The following is a 25,326-nucleotide window of genomic DNA, read 5'->3' on the forward strand; positions in this document are numbered from 1 at the left end:
CGGCACGGCGACCCCGGGTCCCGGCCGGTGCGGCCCCTCACCGGACCACTTCCCGGCGCTCCTCCAAGATCCATCGTAGGTTTCGAGACAAAGAACGGCGGCGACGAGATGCGGCTGCGCGCACTGCTGGACACCGACGCGCTGGGCCTGCGGCTGCTCGGCGGCGAGGACGAGCTGGACCGCGCGGTGCGCGGGGTCATGACCACCGACCTGCGCGACCCGAGCCGCTACCTCTCCGGCGGCGAGCTGGTGCTCACCGGCCTGGCCTGGCGCCGGGACGCCGCCGACTCCGAGCCCTTCGTCCGCATCCTGGTGCAGGCCGGGGTGGCCGCCCTCGCGGCCGGTGAGGCCGAGCTGGGCGATGTGCCGGACGACCTGGTGCTGGCCTGCGCCAAGCACCGGCTGCCACTGTTCGCGGTGCACGAGTCGGTGGCGTTCGCCACGATCACCGAGCATGTGGTCCGGCAGGTCTCCGGCGAGCGCGCCGGGGACCTGGCGGCCGTCGTGGACCGGCACCGCCGGATGATGACCTCGGGCCCGGCGGGCGGCGGCCCGGACGTCGTCCTGGACCTGCTCGGCTCCGACCTCGACCTGCGCGCCTGGGTGCTCTCCCCCACCGGCCGGCTGATCGCCGGCTCCAAGGTGGCGGGCCCGGCGCTGCCCGCCGAGAGCTGCGCCCGGCTCGCCGCCGAGCACCTGGCGGCCACCCGCACCGGCCGCCGTGGCCCGCACCGCGTCCAGCTGCACGGCATCACGTACTCCCTCTTCCCGATCCGCTCCTCCGGCCGCTCCCCGCAGGCCTCCCGCGATGTCCGCGAGACGGTCCTGTCGGACTGGCTGCTGGCCGTGGAGGCGGACGCCGGCGACTGGCCCGGGGAGCGGCTGGACCTGCTCCAGGGCGTCACCCAGCTGATCGCCGTCGAGCGGGACCGCCGAGACGCGGCCCGCACGGTCCGCCGCCGGCTCGCCCAGGAGGTGCTGGAGCTGGTGCAGACGGGCGCCGCGCCCGCCGAGATCGCCGCCCGCCTGAGGGTGGCGGCCCCGGTGCTGCTGCCCGGGCTCGGGGCGGCCCCGCACTGGCAGGTCGTGGTGGCCCGGGTGGAATGGGAGGACGGCGAGGTCGAGGGCGGCCCGGTCGCCCAGACCCTGCTGGAGGAAGTGCTGGTCGACCCGCTGGCGACCGGCCCCGAGCCCTCGGACCGCATCGCCGTCGCGCACACCGGCGACGAGGCGATCGCCCTGGTCCCGCTGCCCGCCGTCGCCGCCGAGCACGACGGCTCGGAGACCGGCCTGCTCGCCGACGCCCTGCTGCGGTCGGTACGCGAGCCGCTGTCTGCGGGCCTGGACGACGACGGCCGGCTCACCCTCGGGGTCAGCGCGGCCGTGCACTCGGCGGAGGGCCTGCGCGGCGCCCTGGAGGAGGCCCGGCACGCCCGCCGGGTCGCCGCCGCCCGCTCCGGCCGGGTCTGCGCGGCCGGCCACCAGGAACTGGCCAGCCACGTCCTGCTGCTCCCGTTCGTCCCCGACGACGTCCGCCGCGCCTTCACCGCCCGGCTGCTGGACCCGCTGAAGGACTACGACCGCCGGCACCGGGCCGAGCTGATCCCGACCCTGGAGGCGTTCCTCGACTCCGACGGCTCCTGGACCCGCTGCGCCACCCGCCTCCACCTGCACGTCAACACGCTGCGCTACCGGGTCGGCCGGATCGAGCAGTTGACGGGACGGGACCTGTCCCGCCTGGAGGACAAGCTGGACTTCTTCCTGGCCCTGCGCATGAGCTGAGGTCATCGGGGGCGTGCGGCGGCCAAACCCGGTCACGCCCACGCCCCACTACTTTGTGAAATCTTTCACCCACCCTCTTGGCCGGGCCCCGCGATTGGTGCTGGAATGCCGCCACCACTCAACAGCTCGATGGCGTGCTCGGGGAGGGCAACGTGGCGCATACCGCCATGTCTGGTAACGGAACCACCGGTGACGATCCGCTCCAGACCGCGGTATGGCGGTTGCGCAGCCGGGCCTGCTGGGCCGACGCGGCGGCCCTGCTGCCCGCCGACCGTCCCGACCCGGCGTTGCAGCGGGCCGCCCTGCTGGCCGAACGGTGCCTGTACACCGAGCGGGGCTGGGAGGAGGCGGAGGACGCGCTGCGGACGGCGGAGGCGGTGGCGCACAGCGACGAGGAGCGGGGGGCCGCCGCGTGCGAGCGGGGCTACCTGGCGTACGCCGCCACGCTGCTCGGCGTGCGCGACCGGGCCGACGAGGCGCGGGCCGCGCTGGGCCGGGCGGCGGCGCTGATCCCGCCGGGTGCCCCGGGGCGGGCCCTGCTGGACTTCCGGCGCGGGCTGGTGGCCCAGAACCTGGCCGGCGCCCCGCAGGCGGCCCGCGCCGCGTTCCGCCGCGCGCACGCTGCCGCCACGGCCAACGCCGACCCGTTGTTGCTGTCCTTCACCTGGCGCCACCTGGCGGGACTCGCGCTGCGGGACGGCGAGTTGGCGGAAGCGCGGCACGGCTTCGCCGAATCCCTCCGCATCCGGGAGGAGTTGGGCTATCTGGTGGGCACGGCGCCCGCGCTGGTCTCCCTGGCGGACACGGAGGAGGAACCGGAGGCCTCCCGACTGCGCGAGGAGGCCCGCCGCCTGTTCCGCCTGCTCGGTGGCGTGCCGACGTGGCTGGCGCAACAGCTGGCACCGCCTGCGCCGGGGGCGGCGACGGCGTAGGGACCGACGGTCAGTTGTCGACTGCGGGCCGGTGGGGCTTGCTCGCGCAGTTCCCCGCGCCCCTTTCGGGGCACGTCAGCCGCACCCCCCAAGGGGCGCTGCGACCAACCACGAGGAAACCCGCGCCCGGCGCACGACCCGTACCCCGACGGCGCCGACCCGTCAGTGCTCAGCTCGCGCCGGAGAAGTGCCCCCCGACCAGCCCCCGCACTCCGTCCACGTCCCCCACGGCCAACGCGTCCAGCAGAGCCACATGCTCCGCCGCGTCGGCGACCAGCTCGGCCCGCCCCCGCCGCACCGGGGGCCACTGCGACCGCCGGTGCAGGTCCTCGGAGATCCGGACCAGCTGCTCGTTGCCCGACAGGGCGAGCAGCGCCCGGTGGAAGGCCCGGTCGGACTCCGCGTACGTCGCCGGACAGCCGGCTGCGGCCACCCGTACCGTCTCCTCCGCGAGCGGCCGCAGCTCGGCCCACCGCTCGGCGGGCACCGTACGCGCGAGCCGCAGCATCACCGGCACCTCGATGAGCGCGCGCACCTCCGCCAGCTCGGCCAGCTCCCGCGCGCCCCGCTCGACCACCCGGAAGCCACGGTTGGGCACGACCTCGACGGCGCCCTCCAGCGCGAGCTGCTGCATGGCCTCCCGCACGGGCGTGGCCGAGACGCCGAAGCGTTCCCCGAGCACCGGCGCCGAGTAGACCTCGCCCGGCTTCAGGTCGCCGGTGACCAGCGCCGTGCGCAGCGCGTCCAGGATCTGCCCGCGCACCGAGGAGCGCTGCACCGCGGCCCGTGGCTCCGGGACCGGCCGCTCGGCGTGGGTGTGCTCGCCGCGCGCCGCGCCCGGCACCGCGGCGTCCCGCTCCCGGCCCGGGTAGGCGCCGGCGGCCGGCCGCTGCCGCTGCTGAGCGGGCACCCGGGCGGCGGCCGGCGTGTCCGGGGAGCCCTGCACGCCCTGCTTCACGGCTCCTCCTGGCGGCTTGTCGGCACTTGGGGTCATTAACGATGGGTTGTCGCTTGTCCGTCAAGCACCTTAGGCGCACCGGGCGACAGTTCAAACTCCGACAACTCCGGGTAAGGTAAGGCTTACCTGCGCAGCCCAGTCCGCCAACACGGACGCGTCCAAGGATCGGTGGTCCCGCCATGCCCGCTGCGGCCTCGCCGCTCACCGCCGCGTACGACCGCCTCGCCGCGGCCTTCCCGGGCCTGACCGTGACCGAGCTGGGCCCGGACGACCCGGCGCCGACGGGCGCGGGCTGGATCGGCGCCGCCGGGCTCGCGGCGGGCGGCGCGGAGCTGGACGCCTTCCTCGCCTGGGACGCGGACCAGGTGGTGCGGGACTACGGCCGCCGAGCCCGCCCGGACGTCGTCGCGAGCTTCGGCCTGCACCGCTACGCCTGGCCCGCCTGCCTGCTGGTCACCGTCCCGTGGTTCCTGCACCGCCGGGTGCCCCGGCTGCCCGTGACCCACGTCTGGTACGACCGCACGGCCGGCCGGATGGCCGTGCGCCACCCCGTCCCCGTCGCCTGTCTGCCGGGCGACCCCGCCGCCGCGCTGCCCGGCACGGTCGTCGTAGCGGACGAGGAGGCGCTGCGGACCGAGGTGCGGGCGGCCGTGGCCGAGCACCTGGAGCCGGTGCTCGGCTCCTTCGGGCCCCGGATGCGGCGGCGCGGGCGCGCGCTGTGGGGCATGGCGACCGACGAGGTCGTGGAAGGGCTGTGGTACGTCGCCCAGCTGTTCGGCGAGCGGGAGGCGGCGCGGGCCGTGCGGGAGCTGGAGCTGCTGCTGCCGGGGGCGACCGTGCCGTACGCCGGTGCCGCCGGGTTCCGGACGCTGACCGGGCCGGACGGCGCGCCGCTGCGCACCCGGGACCGGGCGAGCTGCTGCATGTTCTACACCGTTCGCCCGGAGGACACCTGCGCGACCTGTCCGCGCACCTGCGACAGCGAGCGGATCGCCAAACTCACTGCGCCCGCAGCGGCTTGAGGGTCGGTCAGGGCGGGAGCACGCCCCTGTGTCCACTAGGATCACCGGCACAGGACCGCCCGACCACGGACCGGTTCACGGACAGGTGATTCACAACTTCCTCACCTGTCGCGGGAACTTTCCGAGGAACCACCCGTACGGGTAGTCTTATTCGAACTCAACTCCCGCCCCTCAAGCGGCAGTTCGAGCAGAACGCCGCCCCGGGCATCCCCTTGCACCTTATTGGCGGCCTCTTGCCCCGAAACCCCCTGAGGGCCGCCGGGAGTGGGCCACTATGGCGGGCGTTACGCCCTATCCCCATGCAAGGGACCCTCTGATGAGACTGACCGACATATCGCTGAACTGGTTGCTTCCGGGCGCCGTACTGCTCCTGGGCATGCTGGCGGCGGTGGCGGTGCTCGCGCGCGGCAAGCGCTCCTCCGGGGAGAACGCGAGCGCGGACGACTCGTGGGAGCGCAGCGAGGAGCGCCGCAGGCGCAAGGAGGCCATCTACGGCACGGCCTCCTACGTGCTCCTGTTCTGCTGTGCGGCGGTGGCGGCGGCCCTGTCCTTCCACGGCCTCGTCGGCTTCGGCGAACAGAACCTCGGGCTGACCGACGGCTGGCAGTACCTGGTGCCGTTCGGCCTGGACGGCGCGGCGATGTTCTGCTCCGTCCTCGCGGTCCGCGAGGCCAGCCACGGTGACGCGGCCCTCGGCTCCCGGATACTCGTCTGGCTGTTCGCCGCGGCCGCGGCCTGGTTCAACTGGGTGCACGCACCGCGCGGCGTGGGTCACGCCGGTGCTCCGCAGTTCTTCTCCGGCATGTCGCTGTCGGCGGCGGTGCTGTTCGACCGGGCGCTGAAGCAGACCCGCCGGGCCGCGCTGCGCGAGCAGGGCCTGGTGCCGCGTCCGCTGCCGCAGATCCGGATCGTCCGCTGGGTGCGGGCGCCCCGCGAGACCTACAGGGCGTGGTCGCTGATGCTCCTGGAGGGCGTGCGCAGCCTCGACGAGGCCGTCGAGGAGGTCCGCGAGGACAAGCGGCAGAAGGACGAGACCCGGCAGCGGCGGCGCGACCAGCAGCGTGTGGAGCGCGCCCAGCTGAAGGCGATCAGCCGGGGCCACCGCGGCTTCGTCGGCCGGGGCGCCGGCCGGCAGGTCGAGGTGCAGGCCGTGGAGCGCGGCCCGGCCCCCGCGACAGCGGAGCCTGCCATATCGACCGCGGAACAACTGCCCGTCCGCGCTCGGCCCTCCCTTCAGCGGGTCCCCAGCGGGAGTGAGCCGGTGACCGTCGACCTCACCGCCGAGGACGACACCATGGCCCTGCCGCGCCTGGACTCCCTGGAGCGCAAGCTCAAGGACCTGGAGCAGCAGTTCGGCTGACAGCCGCCCGCGGTCCGGTGTGACCGCGGAAAGGGGGGGGGGGGGGGGGGGGGGGGGGGGGGGAGGGGGGGGGGGGGGGGGGGGGTGGCGCCGGCCGCGCAGATGGGGGTCGGCCGGGCCAGCCTCTAATTGTGTGGGGCGACAGCGAAGGGGTGGGGGGTCCCCCCCCCCCCCCCCCCCCCCCCCGTCCCGTTGCGCCGTGCCTCACGCCGCCTCGGCGCCGAGTTCGAACCACACCGACTTGCCCACCCCGTGCGGGCGTACGCCCCAGGCGTCCGCGAGGGACTGCACCAGCACCAGGCCCCGCCCGTGGGTGTCGTCGTCCGTGTCCGGGGCGTGCGGCTCGGGTCTGCGGGCCACGAAGTCCCGTACCTCCACGCGCAGTCCGCCGGGGTCCACGACGGCCGTGAGGACGGCGTCGTCGTCGGTGTGGACGAGCGCGTTGGTGACGAGTTCGCTGGTGAGCAGTTCGGCTATCTCCGAGCGGCCCGGTTTTCCCCAGTGCCGCAGCAGTTCGCGCAGCTCCCGGCGGGCCTCCGGCACCGCCCTGAGGTCCGCCCGGCCCAGTCTGCGCCTCAGCCGCCGCGCGTGTTCCGTGATGGTGTCGGTCTCTTCCCCCGTTGTCGCCGAGAAGGCCCCTACCGTCACGGGACCGCCTCCTCGCGCCTGCCTCTTCATGACCCCCGCCCGCACGCCGCCGGTCCCTGCCCCTCCTGGTCGAACACGTTCACGGGGGATGCTTGCCCAGCGGGCTCCGGGGCAGTCCTGACGCGTGCCCGATGACCGGTGGTTCGGCCATGTCCGTACCCCGCGAGGTCCGGCCACCGGACTCCGCCGCGGCCGGGCCTCGCGGTCACCGGATGCTTCCGGCCGCCACGGACGCCCCGGGACACCGGTCCGGCCGCCTCCGGCACCGGCTGCCGTCATATCGTCACGCCACGTGAAACTGGCCGAAATCATGTCCTCAAGGCCGCGGTACGTTGCGCAGGTTGGACCGGGCCATCTGGAGCATCCGGCCGACCCCGCCGTCCAGCACGATCTTGGAGGCGGACAGCGCGAACCCGGTGACCATCTCGGCGCTGATCTTCGGCGGGATGGACAGGGCGTTGGGGTCGGTGACGATGTCCACCAGGGCCGGACCCTTGTGCTTGAAGGCGTCCTTGAGCGCCCCGGCGAGCTGCTTGGGCTTCTCCACCCGCACCCCGTGCGCGCCGCAGGCCCGGGCGACGGCGGCGAAGTCGGGGTTGGTGTTGGTGGTGCCGTACGAGGGCAGTCCGGCGACCAGCATCTCCAGCTCGACCATGCCGAGCGAGGAGTTGTTGAACAACACCACCTTGACCGGCAGGTCGTACTGCACGAGCGTCAGGAAGTCGCCCATCAGCATGGAGAATCCGCCGTCCCCGGCCATGGCGACCACCTGCCGGCGCCGGTCGGTGAACTGGGCGCCGATCGCCATCGGCAGCGCGTTCGCCATCGACCCGTGCGAGAAGGAACCGATGATCCGGCGGCGGCCGTTGGGCGAGACGTACCGGGCGGCCCAGACGTTGCACATCCCGGTGTCGACCGTGAACACGGCGTCCTCGTCGGCGACTTCGTCGAGTACGGCGGCCACGTACTCGGGGTGGATCGGGATGTGCTTGTCGACCTTCCGGGTGTACGCCTTGACCACGCCCTCCAGCGCGTCGGCGTGCTTCTTCAGCATCCGGTCGAGGAAGCGCCGGTCCGTCTTCTCCTTCACGCGCGGGATCAGGCAGCGCAGCGTCTCGCGGACGTCGCCCCACACGGCGAGGTCGAGCCGGGAGCGGCGGCCGAGCACCTCGGGCCGTACGTCGACCTGCGCGATCCGCACGTCGTCCGGCAGGAACGCGTGGTACGGGAAGTCGGTGCCGAGCAGGATCAGCAGATCGCACTCGTGAGTGGCCTCGTAGGCGGCGCCGTAGCCGAGCAGTCCGCTCATGCCGACGTCGTACGGGTTGTCGTACTGGATGAACTCCTTGCCGCGCAGCGCGTGCCCGACCGGCGACTTGATCTTCCCGGCGAACTCCATCACGTCGGCGTGGGCGCCGGCCGTGCCGCTGCCGCAGAACAGGGTGACCCTGCCGGCCGCGTCGATCATCTCCGCGAGCGCGTCGATCTCGGCGTCACCGGGCCGCACGGTGGGCCGGGAGGTGACGAGCGCGCTCTGCGCGGCCTTCTCCGGGGCCGGTTCGGCGGCGATGTCACCGGGCAGGGCCACCACGCTCACCCCGCTCCGGCCGACCGCGTGCTGGATGGCGGTCTGCAACAGCCGGGGCATCTGCTTCCGGCTGGAGATCAGCTCGCAGTAGTGGCTGCACTCCTGGAACAGCCGTTCCGGGTGGGTCTCCTGGAAGTAGCCGAGGCCGATCTCGCTCGACGGGATGTGCGAGGCGAGGGCGAGGACCGGGGCCATCGAGCGGTGGGCGTCGTACAGGCCGTTGATCAGGTGCAGGTTGCCCGGGCCGCAGGAGCCGGCGCAGGCGGCCAGCTTCCCGGTGATCTGGGCCTCGGCGCCGGCCGCGAAGGCGGCGGACTCCTCGTGGCGTACGTGGATCCAGTCGATGGCGGCGTTGCGGCGGACGGCGTCCACGACCGGGTTGAGGCTGTCGCCGACGACGCCGTACAGGCGCCGCACTCCGGCGCGGACGAGGATGTCGACGAACTGCTCGGCGACGTTCTGTTTGGCCATGGCGCGCGTCAGCCCCTTCGCTGTCCCGGGATACGGCCCTCCCGTTCCATCAATCCACAGGGGCGGTGGTTACGCCTCCCACACGGCCGCCGCCGTACGGTCGTCGGCGTAGCCCTTCACCCGCACCTGGGCGTCGGCGAGGAAGGCGGCGAGACCCGGCGGGGTGCGGCCGGACCAGCGGCGGGCCAGGTAGGCGCAGAGGGCGGGCTCGTCGCGCAGCGGGTCGGCGAGGCCCGCCGTGCACATCACGAGCGCGTCACCCGGGCGGGCTACCGAGGCCCGGAACCGGAACGGCTCGCGGGGCGGCTCCGGGGCGGGCTCCGCGGGCTCGAACGGGCTCGGCGGGGCCGGGAGGCCGAGGTCCATCGTCAGCCGGTCGCCCTCGGGCGTCCGCTCCGGCGGCGAGCCGACGCCGACGACGGGGGCACCGGTGCCGCCCTCGGGCGCCACCTGCGGCTCGATGTCCTGCCAGACGCCGTCCCGCAGCCGGAACAGCCCGCCGTCACCGACGCCGAAGAACACGCGGGTACGGCAGTCCGGGTCGGCGGGCAGCAGCAGACAGCGCAGGCTCGCCGTGTACTCCTCGGGGTCCAGGCCCTGTTCGGCGGCGCTCGCGCGGAGCCTGCCGAGACTGCGGTCGGTCAGCCGGTGCAGACCCGACTTCAGGTCGCCGCGCCGGGCCGCGCGGATGTCCTCCACCAGCCGCTGGTGGCTGCGGCCCACGGCCCGCCCGATCCACCGGCACACCTCGGCCGCCGCCAGGTGGGCGCCCGGCGCGGAACGGGCACCGGTGGCCATCGCCACCAGGACCAGCGCCTGCTCGCCCGTGCCGAACCGCGCGGTGAGCAGCGAGTCCCGGCGCGGCTCGCCCCGGTACCGGGCCGAGTCCCCGCGCAGCGACACGGCCCGCAGCGTGCAGGCGCCGTACCGGGCGCCGTCCAGCACGGTGTCCGCGACCAGTTCCCCGAGCCCGTCCGGCTCGGCGAGCGGCAGCGCGGTGGGCTCGGGGTCGTAGGTGGGGGGACCGGAGCCGACGTAGTCGATGGAGTCGATGGAGTCGATGGAGGGGGGCGGGGCGGGCGGAGTGCTCTCGGGTGGTGGAGTGCTCTCGGTGGGCGGAGCGAACTCGGCGGGGAGGGCCAGGTCGGTGGGGAGGACGGGGTCTGCCGGTGGCGGCGGTGCGGTCCGCTGGGTCGGCACCGGCGCTTTCGCGGGTGGCGGTTCCGGGGGTGCCGGATCACCCGGTCCCGGATCAGCCGATCTCTCATCAGCCGGTGCCGGATCAGCCGGTGCCGGATCCATCGATGCCGCATCAACCGATGGGGCCTCAACCGGTCCGGCATCACCCGGCGCGGCCCGATCCGCCGGTCCGGGCTCCACCGTGTCCGTCGGCCGTCCCCCCACCGCGTTCCGCGCCGAGGCGAAGCGGTCGTCCAGGGAATCGGGCGCTGCCGTGGGACCCGTGTCCTCGGTGGAGTCGTCGTACAGCTGCCCCCACCAGTCGTCGTCGTGACGGGCGGGGCTTCCCCCCTGCTGGCTCATGCCCCTGATTGTCCACCGCACGGGCGGTGGGAAAACGGGGCATCGGGAAAATCCGCCGCATCGCCCCCGTCGACGGGCGTGTCGAGTGAGCGGGTGAACTGCCGTACGAGAAAAGGTTGGTGGCCACCGGGCGGCCCCACCCCCCACGGGAGGACCGCCCGGCGACGTCCGACCCCACCTTGGCAGAGTCACCACCGGTACGGCGATGATGTCTGATGGCGGGTTTGCGCCGTGGCCGGTTTCCGCCACGCCGCTCCGCTTCCGTTGGTGTGTGCGCAGGGGAGGGACGCGGGGCGATGCTGGCAGCGATAGGGCTGGACGAGACGCACGAGGCGGCGTACCGGGCGCTGGTGTCCGTGGGCGCGGCCGACGTGACCGATCTGGCGCGGCGCCTGACGCTGGCCGAGCACGACACCGAGCGGACGCTGCGCCGGCTGGAGCGGCAGGGTCTCGCGGCCCAGTCCTCGGCGCGGCCGGGCCGCTGGGTGGCGGCTCCGCCCGGGGTGGCGCTGGGCGCGCTGCTCACCCAGCAGCGGCACGAGCTGGAGAGGGCGGAGCTGGCGGCGGCGCTGCTCGCTGAGGAGTACCGGGCGGCGGCGGCCGAACCGGCGGTGCACGACCTGGTGGAGGTGGTGACCGGCGCTTCGGCGGTCGCCCAGCGGTTCCTCCAGCTCCAGCTGGGGGCGGCCGAGGAGGTGTGCGCGCTGGTGACCGGCAACCCGGTGGTCGTGTCCGGCATGGAGAACGACGCGGAGGAGCAGGCGGCCGGGCGCGGGGTGCGGTACCGGGTGGTGGTGGAGCGGGCGGTGCTGGACCTGCCGCACGGGCTGACCGAGCTGACGGCGGCGCTGGGCCGCGACGAGCGGGTCCGGGTGGTGGACCGGGTGCCGACGAAGCTGGTCGTGGCCGACCGGTCGCTGGCGATGGTGCCGCTGACGTCGAGGACGGCGGAGCCCGCCGCGCTGGTGGTGCACGCCAGCGGGCTGCTGGAGCTGCTCGCCGGGCTGTTCGAGTCGGTGTGGCGGGAGGCGCTGCCACTGCGGCTCGGCGCCGCCGGGGTGACCGAGGACCGGCCGGACGGCCCGGACGCCACCGACCTGGAGGTGCTGTCGCTGCTGCTGGCGGGGCTGACCGACGCGAGCGTGGCCAAACAGCTGGACCTTGGCCTGCGGACCGTGCAGCGCCGGGTACGACGCCTGATGGAACTGGCCGGGGTGACGACCCGACTCCAACTGGGCTGGCACGCCCGGGAACGCGGCTGGGTGACCCGGGAAAACCCCAGCTGACCACCCGCCGCCGGCCGAATCCCACCGGTGCCGCCGCAGACGCCCTGATCGGCCCGCGGTTTCTCCCCCGGCCCGGCAGGCCGGCCGGACGGGAGTGCGGGAGCTTTGCCGGCCGGCCGTTCACCTGGCTGGTGATCGCGGGCGCGTGGCTGGGCGCGGTGGTGTGCGGGTGACCGGGACGGTGGCGTGCGCCCGGCCGGTCGGGGCGGACCCGAGCGGTCCCCGGGTCAGCACGCGGTGGACCGTGTCGGCCACGGCGGCCATGCCCGCGTCGTTGAAGTGCAGGTGGTCGCCGGGGTCGTAGGCGGGCAGGATGCGGCCGGGGTCGTCCGGGTCCCGGACGGTCGCGTCCGCGTCGGCGACCGCGTCGAAGGCGCCGCCGTCCCGGATGAAGGCGTTCACCCGCTGCCGTACCGCCTCCCGGGCGGCGGTCCAGGCGGGATGGCCGCCGTACGGGGTGAGGGTGACGCCGACGACCCGGACCCCGCGGGCGTGGGCGCGGGCCACCACGGTGCGGTACGCGTCCGCGAAGGCGGCGGCGTCGCTCGCCTCCGGGGACCCCTTGATGTCGTTGATGCCCTCGAAGACGACCAGGACCCGCACCCCGGCCCGGTCCAGCGCGTCCGCGTCCAGGCGGGCGAGGGCGCTCGGTCCGGTGCCGTCGCGCAGCAGGCGGTTGCCGGCGATGCCCGCGTTGAGGACGCCGAGCCGCTGGTCGCGCAGCCGCTGGGCGAGCCGGTCGGGCCAGCGGCGGTTGGTGTCGGGGGTGGAGCCGTTGCCGTCGGTGAGCGAGTCCCCGAACGCGACGACACTGCCGTCGGCGGGCCCGCGGACGTCGACGCCGGTGACGTAGTACCAGCGGCTGGTGGTCGCCGTGTACGCGGTGCCGTCCTCGTCGGCGGCCCGGCCGGCGCCGGCCGGGGACACGTAGCTGGTCTGGAGGGCGGTGCGGTGATAGGTGGCGGGCCCGGAGTTCTCCGGCGTGTACACGGTGACGAGCAGGTCGGCGCCGGCCGGTACGCGCAGCGGCACCGCATCGGTGACCGCGTCCGCGCCGGCCGGGACGGTCACCTCCGTGGCGCTGCGGAAGGTGGCGGTGCGCAGCGTGCCGGGTACGGCCTCGGGGCCGGCCGCCCGGCTCAGCGCGACGGTGACCGCGCCGAGCCGCAGGGGTGTGGTGCCGAGCCGGTTGCTGAGCCGGACGCGCACGGCGGTGCCGCCGACGCTGAGGTGGACGACGTTGCGGACGGCGGCGCCGGGCAGCGCGTCGGCGGTACCGGAGGGCGCGGTCTCCCAGCTGCCGGTCCAGGACAGCGGGGCGGGTTCGGCGACGGCCGGTGCCGTCAGGCCCGGCAGCAGCGCCGGGAGGAGGACCGCGAGGACCCGTACGACCCTGGCCATGTGTGCCCGCCCTTCCCCGGGGCCCGTCGGGGGCTTCCCCGGCCCGTCGGAGGCGACCGTGCCACACGGGCGGGCCGCGCCGCCGGAACATCGACGGCGGTCCACCCGCTCGGCGCAACGCGGGCACCGGGGCGAAGCGCGGCGCGGGGAAGAGGCGCGGCGGGCGGCGCGTCAGGGGAGCACGCCCTCCAGGGTGAGCAGCCGGACCTTGCGTTCAAGTCCTCCCGCGTATCCGGTCATCGCCCCGTTCGCGCCGATCACCCGGTGGCAAGGGCGCACGATCAGCAGGGGGTTCGCGCCGATCGCCCCGCCGACGGCGCGAACGGCGGCGCGGGGCGCGCCGATCCGGGCGGCGATCTCGCCGTAGGTGGCGGTGGCGCCGTACGGCAGCTCGTCCAGCGCGGCCCAGACCCGCTGCCGGAACTCGGTGCCGGCAGCGCGGAGCGGCAGCCGGAATTCCTTGAGTTCCCCGGCGAAGTAGGCGGCGAGCTGGTCGGCGGCGGCGCGGAACGGCCCGGGGTCGTGCCGCCAGCCGTCCTGGACGGTCCGCCCGCCCTTCTGTCCGGGCACGGACAGCGAGGTGAGCGCGCCGTCCGCGTCGGCGGTGAGCAGCAGCCGCCCGACAGGGGTGTCCAGGTGAGTGCAGTAGACGGTGGTCATCGGAGCGGGTTCCTCGGCTCGGGGGTCAGGGGACGGGCGGACATCGGTGTTCAGGCGGGCGGTCACCGGACCGGCTCCCCCGCCACCCGCAGATGCTGGACGGCGTACGACCGCCAGGGCCGCCAGGTGTCGGGGACGTCGGCGCCGGGCGGGGCGACGTCGGGGTCGCCGAGGGCGCGGACGCGGACGGTGGCGACGGTGGCCGGGTCCATGCCGGGCAGGGCGAGCAGGGCCTGATCGGCGTCGTGCCGGTCGGCGCCCGGGTCGAGCCGTACGGTGCCGTCGGCCAGGGCGGCGGCGAGCGCGCCGAGCGGGCCGCCGGGCTCGGCGTCGGCGAGGACGGCGGGCTCCGGGAAGAGGTGGGTCAGGCCGCCGTGGGGCGCGTCGAGCACCTTGCCGTACCGGCGCACCAGCTCCTGGGCACCGTCGATGCCGACCAGGGCGTGTACGGCGGGCTCCAGCGGGTCGACGGCGCCGGGCGAGCGCAGCCCGGGCCGGGCGGCGACCAGCGGGGCGAGCCGGGGGTCGGCGCCGAGCCGCTCGTCGACGGCGTACGGGTCGGCGTCCAGGTCGAACAGCCGGCGCAGCCGTTGTACGGCGGTGGTGAGGTCCCGGGGGTCGGTGAGGTGCAGCCGGGCGTCGAGCCAGCCGCCCGGACGGGTGCCGCTGCCGGTCCGCGGGGTGTGGGTGCGTTCCTGGACGGCGGCGAGGCCGGTGCCGTACGGCAGTCGCAGGGTGCGCCGGTAGGTGCGGGCGCCGGGGGCGCCGGTCACCTCTTCGACACCCGGTACGGCCTCCCGCGCGAGCTGGTCGAAGACGGCGGCGGACTGGTAGGGGCCGCGGTGGGCGAGCCGGAGCGGGATGCCGGCGCCGGGTGCGGCCCGGCGGGCGGCCCGGTTCCGGGGGGCGGCGGCCCGCACCTCGGTGGGGGTCGCGGCGTAGATCTCCCGGATGGTGTCGTTGAACTGCCGCACGCTGGCGAACCCGGACGCGAACGCGATCTCGGTGACCGGCAGGTCGGTGGTCCGGAGCAGCACGCGCGCGGTGTGGGCCCGCTGGGCCCGGGCGAGCGCGACGGGCCCGGCGCCCAGCTCGGCGGTGAGCTGCCGCTGGACCTGCCGGGCGCTGTAGCCGAGCCGCGCGGCGAGCCCGGCGACGCCTTCGCGGTCCACGACGCCGTCGGCGATCAGGCGCATGGCCCGGCCGACGACGTCCGCGCGGACGTTCCACTCCGCCGAGCCCGGCACGGCGTCCGGACGGCACCGCCGGCAGGCCCGGAAACCGGAGCCCTGCGCGGCGGCGGCCGTCGCGAAGAACCGCACGTTGCGCCGCTTCGGCGTGACGGCCGGGCAGCTGGGCCGGCAGTAGATGCCGGTGGTCTCGACGGCGAAGAAGAACACCCCGTCGAACCGCCCGTCCCGACTCCGCACCGCCTCGTACCTGCTGTCCTCGTCCTTCACGGGTTCCAGTGTGGAGCGGGGACGGGTGCCGGGCCAGCGGAAATCGGACGTGGAGCTGACGGGCTCGGCCGGAGGATTCCTACGCCCACCGCCCCCGCTTCGCCTCCATCGCCGCCCTTCCCTCGGCCCCCTTCCGCCTCCACTCCCGGCGAAGCTCCGCACGGACCCTGGCGTCCGTCTTGGCCACGATCCACTGGTTCTCCCGCAGCAGCTTCCGGTAGCTCTCCAGCCGCCGCTCCGGAAGCTCCCCGCTCTCCACGGCGGACCGCACCGCGCAGCCCGGCTCGCTCTCGTGGGCGCAGTCGTGGAACCGGCACCGTTCGGCCAGTTCCTCGATCTCGGTGAACACCTGCCCGACGCCGGTCTCGGCGTCGAAGAGGCCGACGCCCCGCAGCCCGGGCGTGTCGATGAGCACCCCGCCGGAGGGCAGGGCGAGCAGGTTGCGGGTGGTCGTGGTGTGCCGCCCCTTGCCGTCGACGTCCCGGGCCGCCCGCACGTCCATGACGTCCGCGCCGACGAGCGCGTTGGCGAGGGTGGACTTGCCCGCGCCGGACTGGCCGAGCAGTACGCTCGTGCCGGAGCCGACGAGCGCGACGAGGACGTCGAGGCCGTCGCCGTGCAGGGCGCTGACGGTGAGGACGGGCACGCCGGGCGCGCTGGTCTCCACGTCCTGCACGAGGTGGGCCAGGGTGACCGGGTCCGGCACGAGGTCGGCCTTGGTGAGGACGACGACGGGCTGGGCGCCGGACTCCCAGGCGAGGGCGAGGAAGCGTTCGACGCGGCCGAGGTCGAGCTCCACGGCGAGGGAGACGGCGACGACGGCGTGGTCGACGTTGGCGGCGAGGATCTGCCCCTCGGACCGCTTGGAGGAGGTGGAGCGGACGAAGGCGGTGCGGCGCGGCAGATACGCGCGCACGTACCGCGGATCGCCGTCGGGGTCGACGGCGACCCAGTCCCCCGTGCACACGACCTTCATGGGATCGCGGGGCACGACGAACTCGGTGTCGGCGCGGACGGTCCCGCCCGCGGTGACGACGTCGCACTGTCCGCGGTCGACCCGGACGACCCGGCCGGGCAGCAGCCCGTCGGCCTCGTACGGGGCGAACGCCTCGGCCCAGGACTCGTCCCAGCCGTAGGAAGCCAGTGCGGAGAAAGCAGCGGAGGTGGAAGTCAAGGGAGACCCTTCACAAGGGTGGCCCCGGGCAGGCGCGTTCGGTGCGCGGTCGGTTCAGCCGGCGGCCACGGAGGTGGACTTGATGAGTTCCTGGATGAGGGCAGCGCCCAGCACAGTGACAGCCATCGGTCGACACCTCCTCGTCCTCGCTCGCGCGTCCGCACACCACCTCGGCGTGCCAGGCAACTGTAGCCCGTGGCCCGGCCGGTACGTCAAAGCATTTTCCGCGCGACCGGAATCACTCTCCGCCCGCGATCAGCTCACCGTGCAGGGCGAGCCGTTGAGCGTGAAGCGGTACGGCGTCCGGTTGGCGTCCGTCCAGGAGCCGAGGAAGCCGAAGGACAGGGTGCCGTGCGCGGCGACCGTCCTGTTGTAGTCGGCGGCGGTGGCGGTGACGCGGGGGCCGTTCTGGTGGACGGTGGCGTCCCACATCTGGCCGACCTGCTGGCCGTCGCGGAAGGTCCAGGACACCTGCCAGCCGGTGAGGGCCTTGTCGGTGGTGACGCTGACCGTGGCCTGGAAGCCGTCGGGCCACTGGCTGTCCAGGTCGTAGGCGACCCGGCAGCCGGCCGACCGGGTGGTGGCGGAGGCGCTCGGGGGGCCGGCGCGGTGGGTGGCGGAGGAGGTGCCCTGGGGTTCGGGGTCGGGTTTCTTCCGGGTGGGCGCGCCCTCGGTGCGGGTCGCGGAGGGCGGGGCGGACCGGGAGGCCGGGGCGGACGGAGAGTCCGTGGCGGTGGGGCGCGCCGCGGTGCGGGAGACGCCCGGGTCGGCGACCGGCTGCCGGTCGTCCTGGGCGGCGGCGGTGTCGTCGCCGGAGCCGCCGAACGGCATCATCGACACACCGAGCGCCAGCGCCGACAGCAGCACCGCGGCGGCGAGCAGTCCGCCGCGCAGCACACGGCTGCGGCCGGTGCCCTCCTCGGGGTCGTCGGGTTCGGCGCCGCCCGGGCGGCCCGCGCCGAGGCGGACCTCGGTGGCGCGGCGGCGCCGCTCCAGGTAGGCGAGGCCGCCCCAGCCGATCACTCCGCCGGCCAGCGCGCCGGGCAGTCCGCCACCGTGCAGGCGCAGGCAGGCGGCGGCCTCGGCGCAGCGCACACAGGTGGCGAGATGCCGGGAGAGGTCGCCGGGGGTCTCGGCGGTGGGCGAACGGGTGACCGCGTCGAGCAGGCGGGCGTAGCTGCGGCACTGCGGGTCCAGCGGGGAGTCGAGGTGGGCGCGGTGGCAGCGGTCCCGGAAGAGCGTGCGGACCTGGTCGAGTTCGTCGGCGACGGTGACCGGGTCCAGGCCGAGCCGGCGGGCCACGGTGGGCAGCGGGAGCGCCTCCACCTCGGCCAGCCAGAGCAGCGCGGCGTCCGCCTCCTGCATGTCCCGCAGCCCCCGCAGCGCGACCGGGCGCCCGAGCGGCGGACCGGAGAACCGGGCGGCGCTCTCAAAGTTGAGCCACAGCCGCAGGTCGGGGTCGAGCTTGTGCCCCTGCCCGTCGGCCTCCCAGGCGGCGGCGGTGGTGCGTACGGCGGTGAGCAGCGCCGGGATCGTCGGCAGCCGTGCGGTGCGGCTGCCGGCGCCGCGCACATGGGTGCTCGCGGCGGCGCGGACCTCGCGCATGCCGAGCGCGAACGCCTCGGTGGCCAGCTGGTGGGCCGTCAGGGACCCGGAGGTGCACAGGTCCGCGTAGGAGAGCACCGCGTCCCAGGACTCCGAGAACAGCGCGGCCTCGGTGTCGTCCTGGGGGGTCGGCAGGTCGGGCATGGGACTCCTGCATCCACGAGCGAGGGCAACTCACCAAAAGGGGAAGGGAAGTTGCGGGGAACCCCGCGGCAGGGCACAGAGCCTTTCACGCCCTCGCCACAACTGACAAGCGGCCTGTTCACATACGGCTACCGACAGTGGCGGCGAAGGCGCGTGCCGGGGTCAGCCCGCAACTCCGGCCTCTGGTACGGACGCGGACGCGGTTCGACTCACCGGGTCATATCCAGACCTCACCGGGCCACATCCAGACCCCACCGGGTCGCCCCCGGGCCTCTCCGGGTCGCCCCCGGACGTCACCGGTTCACACCCGGGCCGGCGCCTCCCCCGCCTCCGTCCCCTCCGTCCCGTCCGCCGACGTGTCGTCCGCGGGCAGGCTGTCCATGAAGGAGCTGACGGAGAACACCGCGCGGCCGGGGCCGGGCGGGCCGTAGCCGGGCGGGGAGGACAGGCCGAAGTCGTCCATGGTCTGCCGGTAGGCCTGGAGCAGCCGGATGTGGTACTCCAGCGGCGCGCCCTGCGGGTTGGCCTTGCCGAGCGGGGTGGTGGGCTCCGGGCACCAGGTGGTGAAGCGGGGCGTGATGCCGTGCGACATGAAGAAGCGCAGGCCCTCGGTGGTGGAGGCGATGGCCTCGTCGACGGTGGTGAAGCCGAACGGCTCGGCCATCTCCACGCCCGCCACGAAGTTCGGGATCACGTTGCGCGCGCCGAACACCTCGGCGGAGTCCAGGATGCGGCGGTGCCACTCGTCCCGGCCGACGTAGCGCTCCTTGCCGGGGCAGTACAGCTCGAACAGCCGGCGGTCCCACACCTCGAAGTTGGGGTGGTAGATCCGCACGCCGTAGTCCTTGAACCGCTGCACGTCCGCCTTGGGCAGCGCCTGCGCGACGACCTTGCCGATCCAGCGGCCCGGGAAGCGCTCCTCGATGGCCTTGGCGTAGTGGCCGTAGAAGTCGGCCTCGTCCCGGCCCGCGACCTTCGACGTGATCGCGCCGCCGGTGAGGGTGTAGGCCGTCGACGCCTTCTGGGTGTCGTACCGGTCGATGATCTCCAGCGCCTCCAGGACCTCCTCGACGTCCTTGACGCCGGTGTAGGGCCGGCCGGCGGCCTTGTGCTGGCGCCAGTTGTGGTTGATGTCGCAGTACTGGCACTCCTCCTTGGCGCCGAAGTACTGGCAGACCCGGAAGACGGTCAGATAGATCAGGTAACCCCACTGGATGGTGGGCGCGACCTCCATCACCGACTTCCCGTTGGACAGGGTGTGCCGGTAGTACTCGGGCATCGGCGGCACCCCGACGTCGGCGATGCGCCTGCCGTCGAGATACAGCCCGAGCAGCCCGTCCTCGTCGGCGGCGACCCGGTACGGCGAGGCGGGGTTCACCCGTACGGAGACGACCGTACGCCTCAGGTCGTACGGGCCGCCCGTCAGGATGATCTCCTCAGGGGGCCGGCGCAGCGCGGCCTCGCCCAGCTCGGGCAGGGTGCCGTGGTCGAAGGAGAAGATGAAGTAGGACTTCGGTTTGACGTCCCCGTCCTCATTGTCGCTCAGGGCGGATTTGTCGAAGGCGACACCGCCCCGGAGCAGGTCCTCCTTGAAGACGGCCTCCCGTGGTACCTGCGGGAACCGCTCCATCAGATCCTCGACCAGCGCGGTACGACTGCCCATCCGTCTGTCTCCTCCCGGCTCAGGCGTACGTCTCTCACCGTATGCCCCCGCCACCGGCGCACCCCTGCCGGGGCCCCGAGCGGTCCTACCGATATGCCCCCTATGACCGCCTTGGCGGTGAAATCGGCGAGGTGTCGTCACGCCGGCTCGCCGGCACGCTCAGGCCGCCCGCCCCAGCTCCGCGAGGTCGACCGCGTACAGGAGACCGTCGCCCGCCGACAGTCGCTCGGCCTCCTCCACCACCACTCGCCCGAGCCGGGCCACCTCGTTGCCCTGTGAGCCGGCCAGGTGCGGGGTGACGAAGGCGTTCGGCAGGTCGTACAGCGGGGAGTCGGCGGGCAGCGGCTCGGGGTCGGTCACGTCCAGCACGGCGCTGAGGCGTCCGGCGCGCAGTTCCGCGATCAGCGCCTCGTGGTCGACCAGGGCGCCGCGCGCGGTGTTGACGAGCACCGACCCGGCGGGCATCAGGGCCAGTTCCCGGGCGCCGATCAGATGGCGGGTCTCGGCGGTCTGCGGCGCGTGCAGCGTGACGACGTCGGAGGTGCGCAGCAGCTCGTCCAGCGGCAGCAGCGGGACGCCGAGCCGGGCGGCCTCCGCCGCGTCCACGTACGGGTCGGCGAGCGTGACCGCGAGGTCGTGGGGGCGGAGCAGTTCGAGCAGGCGGCGGCCGACCCGGGAGGCGCCGACGATGCCGACGCGGCGGCCGTGGTTGCCGATGCCGGGCAGGATGTCGCCGTAGGGAAAGGCGCGCCGGTCGCGCAGCCGGTCGCGGAGGGCGAAGACGTCCTTGCCGGCGAGCAGGATCACGGCGAGGGTGTACTCGGCGACGGGCACGGCGTTGGCGGCGGCGGCCGAGGAGACGGCGATGCCCCGCTGCCACACCTCGGGGGTGGTGAACCCCTTGACCGAGCCGGCCGCGTGCAGCACGGCGCGCAGCTTCGGGGCGGCGTCCAGGACGGCGGCGTCCAGGCGGGGGCAGCCCCAGCCGGTGATGAGGATCTCGGTGCGGGCGAGGACGTCCCGCACCCGGGCCTCGGTGAAGTCGTGCGCCACCACAGTGGGATCGATCTCTACGTGTGCGCGCAGCCGGGCCAGCAGTTCCGGCGGGAAGACGAGCGGCACGTTCTGGGCCGTCATGGCGAACAGTGCCTGGGGACGCTCGGGCAAGGAAGTGGCCTTCCGGCTCGGTGACGCACAGAGAGAAACCGGTCTCTACGGTAGGTGGCGCCGAATGAGAGGGTCAACGCAGACACAACGCTCCGGGAGGGGACGCAGGGATGGCTGAGACCGCGGGAACGACGGGGACCACAGGGACCGGGGGAACCGGCACTGGCGTGGTCACCAACTGGGCGCGCACCGTCACGTACGAGGCGCGCGAGTTCCACCGTCCGCGCACGGTGGAGGAGCTGGCGGCGCTGGTGGCGGGGAACACGCCGGTGCGGGTGCTGGGCAGCGGGCACTCCTTCAACCGGATCGCCGACCCGGGCCCGGACGGCGTCCTGGTGTCCACCGCCGATCTGCCGCAGGCGATCGACGTCGACCCGGCCGCGCGGACGGTCCGGGTGTCGGGCGGGGTCCGCTACGCCGAACTGGCCCGCGCGGTCCACGCGCACGGTCTCGCCCTGCCCAACATGGCGTCCCTGCCGCACATCTCGGTGGCCGGTTCCGTGGCGACGGGCACGCACGGCTCGGGTGTGGCCAACGGCCCGCTGGCGTCGGCGGTCCGGGAGGTGGAGATGATCGCGGCGGACGGTAAGGCCGGAACGATCGGCCGGGACGACGCGCGGTTCGACGGTGTAGTGACCTCCCTCGGCGCGCTGGGCGTCGTCACCGCGCTCACCCTCGACCTGGAGCCGGCGTACGAGGTGGAGCAGCGGGTATACACCGAACTCCCCCTGGACGGGCTGGACTTCGAGACGGTCGCGGCTGCGGGGTACAGCGTGAGCCTCTTCACGGACTGGCGGCGGCCGGGCTTCAGGCAGGTGTGGGTCAAGCGGCGCACGGACCGGCCGGCGATCGACTTCCCGTGGGCGGCGCCCGCGACACAGCCGCTGCACCCGGTGCCGGGCATGCCCGCGGGGAACTGCACCGGGCAGCTGGGGGTGCCGGGGCCGTGGCACGAGCGGTTGCCGCACTTCCGGGCCGAGTTCACGCCGAGCAGCGGTGAGGAGATCCAGTCGGAGTACCTGCTGCCCCGGTCGGCGGCCCTGGACGCGCTGCACGCGATCGACGGCATCCGGGACACGGTCGCCGGGGTGCTCCAGATCTGCGAGGTGCGTGCGGTCGCCGCGGACACGCAGTGGCTGAGCCCGGCCCACGGACGGGACTCGGTCGCGCTGCACTTCACCTGGGTGCGGGACGAGGCGGCGGTGCTGCCAGTGGTGCGCCGGCTGGAGGAGGTGCTGGACCCGTTCGACCCGCGCCCGCACTGGGGGAAGGTCTTCCAGATCCCCTCGGCGGTACTCCGCGAGCGGTATGCGCGGTTCTCCGACTTCCGGGCCCTGGTCCGCGTCCTCGATCCTTCGGGCACGTTCGCCAACGCCTTCGTCCGGGATCTCCTCGGCCACTGACGGCTCGCTCGCGGGGCACTTCCTCCAGCCCCTTTCCTAACCCCTTGTCGAAAGTCCGTCCCAGCCCATAGCCTGACGTCCGCGCCGGTGCCGATGCCGCCCCGGCCCGCACTGGTCCGCACGGGAGGGGAGGGGCAGCCGCGTGAAGCGCACATCACGTGACATCCGCACCGCGAACCGCTACGAGGTGCTGCGCCAGATCATCGCCGAGTCTCCCACCTCCCGTCAGGAGCTGGCCGCGGCCACCGGGCTGAGCCTCGCCACGGTGGCCACGCTCGTCGGTGAACTGCTGGACCTCCGCATGATCACCGAGGTCGGGTTCGAGGACTCGGCCGGGGGCCGCCCCCGGGGGCTGGTCGCGGTCAACGCGTCGGGGGGCGCGCTGATCGGCGTCGACATCGCGGAGACGTACGTCCACGTGGAGCTGTTCGACCTGGCGCTGAACGTGCTGGCCCGCGCCGACGAGGACATGCGGCCCGGTGAGAGCCGGCCCGAGCAGGTGGTCGGGCATGTCGCCGCCGCGGTCTGCTCGGTGGTCGCCCAGGCCGGCATCGAGGCGGCCCGGGTGCTCGGCGTCGGTGTGAGCGTGCCGGGGCAGGTCGACCGGGACACCGGGGTCGCCGAGTACGCGCCCAACTGGGACTGGCACGACGTGCCGTTGCTCGACCTGCTCGCCGAACACATCGCCTACCCGCTGTACCTGGACAACCCGCTGCGCGCCTGCGCGGTGGCCGAGCTGTGGTTCGGCGCGGCGCGGGGCCGGGGGGACGCCGTCGTGGTCAACCTCGGCACCGGGGTCGGCGCCGGTCTGGCCCTCGGCGGCGGTCTGCACCGGGGGGTGAGCAACAGCGCCGGCGAGTGGGGGCACACCACGCTCGTACTGGACGGCCGGCTGTGCCACTGCGGCAACCACGGCTGCGTGGAGACGTACGTCGGCGCGCCCGGCATCATGCAGAGCCTGCGCGAACTCGACCCGCGCTCCGCCCTGTTGCACCCCGAGGACCAGACGGCCACCATCGACGCGCTGGCCCGCGCGGTCGCCCAGGACGACCCGGTCGCGCTCAAGGTCGTCCGGGACACGGCCCGTTACCTCGGCGCCGGCATCTCCGACCTGATCAATCTCCTCAACCCCGAAGTGGTCGTCCTCAGCAGCTGGGTGGCCTCCCGGCTGGGGGAGCCGCTGCTCGGGGAGGTCCGCCGGGCGGTCGCCCGGCATGCCCTGGGCCGGCCACTGGCCGCCACCGAGATCGTCCTCTCCCCGATCCCCACCGACCCGGTGTCCCTCGGCGCGGCCACGTTCGCGCTGGAGGGGGCGTTGCAGTCCGTCGGGCAGCGGACCAGCACCAAGCGCACCACCACCCCCGCAAGGAGCCGTACCGCACCGCCTTCGTGACGACGGAAGGGATGCACGTGTCCGACCTCCGCACCTCTCGGCCCCGACCCTCCTGGTCCCTCACCTCCCGGCCGCCCCGCACCTCTCGGCCCCGAATCCCCGGGCTCCGCATCCCCGGGCCCCGCACCCGCAGACCGGTCCTGCTGACCGCCTCGGCCGCGCTGGCCGTCACCGGGGCCCTGCTCGCCTCCCCGCCCGCGAGCGCCGCCGGCCTCGCCGGCATCCCGGCCGCCGCCGAGGTCTCCCCCCACGCCGCCCAGACCATCGACAACATCGGCGCGTCCGGCGCCTGGTGGGTCAACGACCTCAAGAACTTCGACCCGGAGGTCCGGGCCCGGGTCGCCCGGCTGCTGTTCTCCGAGGACGGCCTGGACCTCAGTTCGTACCGCTACAACATCGGCGGTGGCGGCACCGGTGTGACGTACGCGCCGCGTGCCCCCGAGGACTTCCTGAGCCCGGACGGCGGCTACGACTGGAGCAAGGACGAGGCCGGCCGTTACTTCCTCCACGCCGCCGCCGAGTACGGCGTCGAAGATCTGACCCGGTCACTCCCCTGACCCGGCGGCCCTCATCTCGCCTGCCCTGCACGGGCGTTCGCCATCCCGAACGGCGCACAACAACTCGTACGGGCTTCGTCCAACCCCTTGCCGAAGCCTTAGCCGAAGGTTAGCGTCCCGCACCACGCCCCGATGCGAGGCCGCCTGGCCGCCGGGGTGAGAGCCGCAGTCGCACCCGACAGACAAGGACGCCACCATGTCGGCACAGAGCAGCACCTGGGACCGCCGATCGATATTCCGCGCCGCCGCGGGCCTGGCCGCGGCCGGCACGCTCGCCGCGTGCGGCGGCAACAACGGCCGGGGCGGTGGCTCCGGTTCGGGCAAGCAGCTCGTCCAGTACTTCCACGCGTACGGGGAGGCGGGGACCGAACAGGCGATCAAGCGGTACGCGAAGGCCTACTCCAAGACGAACGTGACCACGCACACATCCAGTGGGGCAACATCACCGAGCCGTTCGACGACCCCACGGTCGACTTCGGCCGGTCGATGGCGAACTCGCTCGTCGTCGGCGTCCTGCACACCGTCGGCACGCTGTTCGTCTGCTCCCTCGCCGGCTACGCCCTGGCCCGCATCCCGTACCGGCACGCCGACAAGGTCTTCTACGCCGTGCTGGTGACCCTGATGGTCCCCACGGCCGTCACCTTCGTGCCCAGCTTCGTCCTCGTGTCGTCGCTCGGCTGGGTCGACAGCTACCGCGGCCTCATCGTTCCGGGCCTCTTCAGCGGTTTCACCTGCTTCCTGTTCCGGCAGTACTTCCTCGGGTTCCCGAAGGAGCTGGAGGAGGCGGCGCGCGTGGACGGGCTCGGCTACTGGGGCGCGTACTGGCGGGTCGTCGTACCCAACTCGCTGAACTTCTTCGCGGCGATCGCCACCATCACCTTCATCAGCGGCTGGAACTCGTTCCTGTGGCCGCTGGTCATCGGCCAGGACCCGAGCGCCTGGACCGTCCAGGTCGCGCTGTCGTCGTACATGACCAACCAGACCGTCAACTACCACCTGATCTTCATGGCGACCGCCATCTCGATCCTGCCCCTGCTGTTCGTGTTCCTCTTCCTCCAGCGCTGGCTGGTGCAGGGGATCGCGCAGACCGGCATCAAGGGCTGAGCTAGG

18 protein-coding genes and 3 pseudogenes are annotated in these 25,326 nt (G+C 74.0%); 10 read left to right on the top strand and 11 right to left on the bottom strand.

Going from position 1 to position 25,326, the window contains the following annotated elements:
- The first annotated feature begins 108 nt into the window (after nucleotides 1-108).
- Both ACZ4WH_RS23650 and ACZ4WH_RS23655 read left to right on the top strand, forming a co-directional pair.
- The gene (locus ACZ4WH_RS23650) at nucleotides 109-1,782 is read left to right on the top strand and encodes a PucR family transcriptional regulator (protein ID WP_468183469.1); all 1,674 of its coding nucleotides are present in this window, start codon (nucleotides 109-111) and stop codon (nucleotides 1,780-1,782) included.
- A 167-nt stretch (nucleotides 1,783-1,949) separates the two neighbouring features.
- Nucleotides 1,950-2,714, top strand: a complete 765-nt coding sequence (locus ACZ4WH_RS23655; RefSeq protein WP_468183471.1) for a hypothetical protein — start codon at nucleotides 1,950-1,952, stop codon at nucleotides 2,712-2,714.
- A 169-nt stretch (nucleotides 2,715-2,883) separates the two neighbouring features.
- Here the strand turns inward: ACZ4WH_RS23655 and ACZ4WH_RS23660 are convergent, their stop codons facing one another.
- Entirely contained in the window at nucleotides 2,884-3,672 is a 789-nt protein-coding gene (locus ACZ4WH_RS23660) for a GntR family transcriptional regulator (protein WP_468183474.1), read from the bottom strand.
- Between the two features lie 179 nt (nucleotides 3,673-3,851).
- Here ACZ4WH_RS23660 and ACZ4WH_RS23665 point away from each other — a divergent pair, with 179 nt between their 5' ends.
- Nucleotides 3,852-4,694: a (2Fe-2S)-binding protein gene (locus tag ACZ4WH_RS23665; RefSeq protein WP_468183477.1), complete on the top strand. Its 843-nt coding sequence runs from the start codon at nucleotides 3,852-3,854 to the stop codon at nucleotides 4,692-4,694.
- Between the two features lie 316 nt (nucleotides 4,695-5,010).
- Nucleotides 5,011-6,054 carry a DUF2637 domain-containing protein gene (locus ACZ4WH_RS23670; protein WP_468183480.1) on the top strand — a complete coding sequence of 348 codons (1,044 nt, stop codon included), beginning with the start codon at nucleotides 5,011-5,013 and terminating at the stop codon, nucleotides 6,052-6,054.
- A 204-nt stretch (nucleotides 6,055-6,258) separates the two neighbouring features.
- Here the strand turns inward: ACZ4WH_RS23670 and ACZ4WH_RS23675 are convergent, their stop codons facing one another.
- The 3 genes from ACZ4WH_RS23675 to ACZ4WH_RS23685 form a co-directional block, all read right to left on the bottom strand.
- Nucleotides 6,259-6,702, bottom strand: coding sequence for an ATP-binding protein (locus ACZ4WH_RS23675; RefSeq protein ID WP_468183483.1), 444 nt, complete (start codon nucleotides 6,700-6,702; stop codon nucleotides 6,259-6,261).
- A 316-nt stretch (nucleotides 6,703-7,018) separates the two neighbouring features.
- The gene (locus tag ACZ4WH_RS23680) at nucleotides 7,019-8,761 is read right to left on the bottom strand and encodes a pyruvate dehydrogenase (RefSeq protein ID WP_468183486.1); all 1,743 of its coding nucleotides are present in this window, start codon (nucleotides 8,759-8,761) and stop codon (nucleotides 7,019-7,021) included.
- A gap of 69 nt (nucleotides 8,762-8,830) precedes the next feature.
- The gene (locus ACZ4WH_RS23685; RefSeq protein ID WP_468183489.1) at nucleotides 8,831-10,303 is read right to left on the bottom strand and encodes a protein phosphatase 2C domain-containing protein; all 1,473 of its coding nucleotides are present in this window, start codon (nucleotides 10,301-10,303) and stop codon (nucleotides 8,831-8,833) included.
- Between the two features lie 296 nt (nucleotides 10,304-10,599).
- Between ACZ4WH_RS23685 and ACZ4WH_RS23690 the strand changes: the two genes are divergently transcribed.
- Complete coding sequence (locus tag ACZ4WH_RS23690; protein WP_468183492.1) at nucleotides 10,600-11,589, top strand: helix-turn-helix domain-containing protein; 990 nt, start codon at nucleotides 10,600-10,602, stop codon at nucleotides 11,587-11,589.
- 120 nt (nucleotides 11,590-11,709) lie between these two features.
- On the opposite strand, the gene ACZ4WH_RS23695 is transcribed toward ACZ4WH_RS23690, so the two are convergent.
- The 7 genes from ACZ4WH_RS23695 to ACZ4WH_RS23725 form a co-directional block, all read right to left on the bottom strand.
- Nucleotides 11,710-12,990 (bottom strand): SGNH/GDSL hydrolase family protein, encoded by a 1,281-nt coding sequence (locus tag ACZ4WH_RS23695; protein ID WP_468183495.1) that lies wholly within the window; start codon nucleotides 12,988-12,990, stop codon nucleotides 11,710-11,712.
- A 171-nt stretch (nucleotides 12,991-13,161) separates the two neighbouring features.
- Complete coding sequence (locus ACZ4WH_RS23700) at nucleotides 13,162-13,650, bottom strand: methylated-DNA--[protein]-cysteine S-methyltransferase (RefSeq protein ID WP_468183499.1); 489 nt, start codon at nucleotides 13,648-13,650, stop codon at nucleotides 13,162-13,164.
- A 62-nt stretch (nucleotides 13,651-13,712) separates the two neighbouring features.
- Nucleotides 13,713-15,110 carry a DNA-3-methyladenine glycosylase 2 family protein gene (locus ACZ4WH_RS23705; RefSeq protein WP_468183502.1) on the bottom strand — a complete coding sequence of 466 codons (1,398 nt, stop codon included), beginning with the start codon at nucleotides 15,108-15,110 and terminating at the stop codon, nucleotides 13,713-13,715.
- Nucleotides 15,111-15,189: 79 nt separating this feature from the next.
- Nucleotides 15,190-16,284 carry a ribosome small subunit-dependent GTPase A gene (gene rsgA, locus ACZ4WH_RS23710; RefSeq protein WP_468183505.1) on the bottom strand — a complete coding sequence of 365 codons (1,095 nt, stop codon included), beginning with the start codon at nucleotides 16,282-16,284 and terminating at the stop codon, nucleotides 15,190-15,192.
- Between the two features lie 255 nt (nucleotides 16,285-16,539).
- Entirely contained in the window at nucleotides 16,540-18,033 is a 1,494-nt protein-coding gene (locus tag ACZ4WH_RS23715; RefSeq protein WP_468183507.1) for a cellulose binding domain-containing protein, read from the bottom strand.
- Between the two features lie 301 nt (nucleotides 18,034-18,334).
- The gene (locus ACZ4WH_RS23720; RefSeq protein ID WP_468183510.1) at nucleotides 18,335-19,696 is read right to left on the bottom strand and encodes a radical SAM protein; all 1,362 of its coding nucleotides are present in this window, start codon (nucleotides 19,694-19,696) and stop codon (nucleotides 18,335-18,337) included.
- Between the two features lie 159 nt (nucleotides 19,697-19,855).
- Complete coding sequence (locus ACZ4WH_RS23725; protein ID WP_468183513.1) at nucleotides 19,856-20,863, bottom strand: hydroxyacid dehydrogenase; 1,008 nt, start codon at nucleotides 20,861-20,863, stop codon at nucleotides 19,856-19,858.
- Nucleotides 20,864-20,973: 110 nt separating this feature from the next.
- Between ACZ4WH_RS23725 and ACZ4WH_RS23730 the strand changes: the two genes are divergently transcribed.
- The 5 genes and pseudogenes from ACZ4WH_RS23730 to ACZ4WH_RS23750 all read left to right on the top strand — a co-directional run.
- Nucleotides 20,974-22,266, top strand: coding sequence for an FAD-binding protein (locus tag ACZ4WH_RS23730; protein WP_468183516.1), 1,293 nt, complete (start codon nucleotides 20,974-20,976; stop codon nucleotides 22,264-22,266).
- A gap of 142 nt (nucleotides 22,267-22,408) precedes the next feature.
- Nucleotides 22,409-23,659 carry an ROK family transcriptional regulator gene (locus ACZ4WH_RS23735; protein ID WP_468183519.1) on the top strand — a complete coding sequence of 417 codons (1,251 nt, stop codon included), beginning with the start codon at nucleotides 22,409-22,411 and terminating at the stop codon, nucleotides 23,657-23,659.
- A 95-nt stretch (nucleotides 23,660-23,754) separates the two neighbouring features.
- Nucleotides 23,755-24,198, top strand: a pseudogene (locus ACZ4WH_RS23740) (glycoside hydrolase); the annotation flags it as partial.
- Between the two features lie 214 nt (nucleotides 24,199-24,412).
- A pseudogene (locus tag ACZ4WH_RS23745) lies at nucleotides 24,413-24,670 on the top strand (sugar ABC transporter substrate-binding protein); the annotation flags it as partial.
- Nucleotides 24,643-25,320: pseudogene (locus ACZ4WH_RS23750) on the top strand (carbohydrate ABC transporter permease); the annotation flags it as partial. The pseudogenes ACZ4WH_RS23745 and ACZ4WH_RS23750, both read left to right, overlap by 28 nt.
- Between the last annotated feature and the right edge of the window lie 6 nt (nucleotides 25,321-25,326).

It is taken from the genome of Streptomyces sp. NPDC029138 (genome assembly GCF_055564375.1).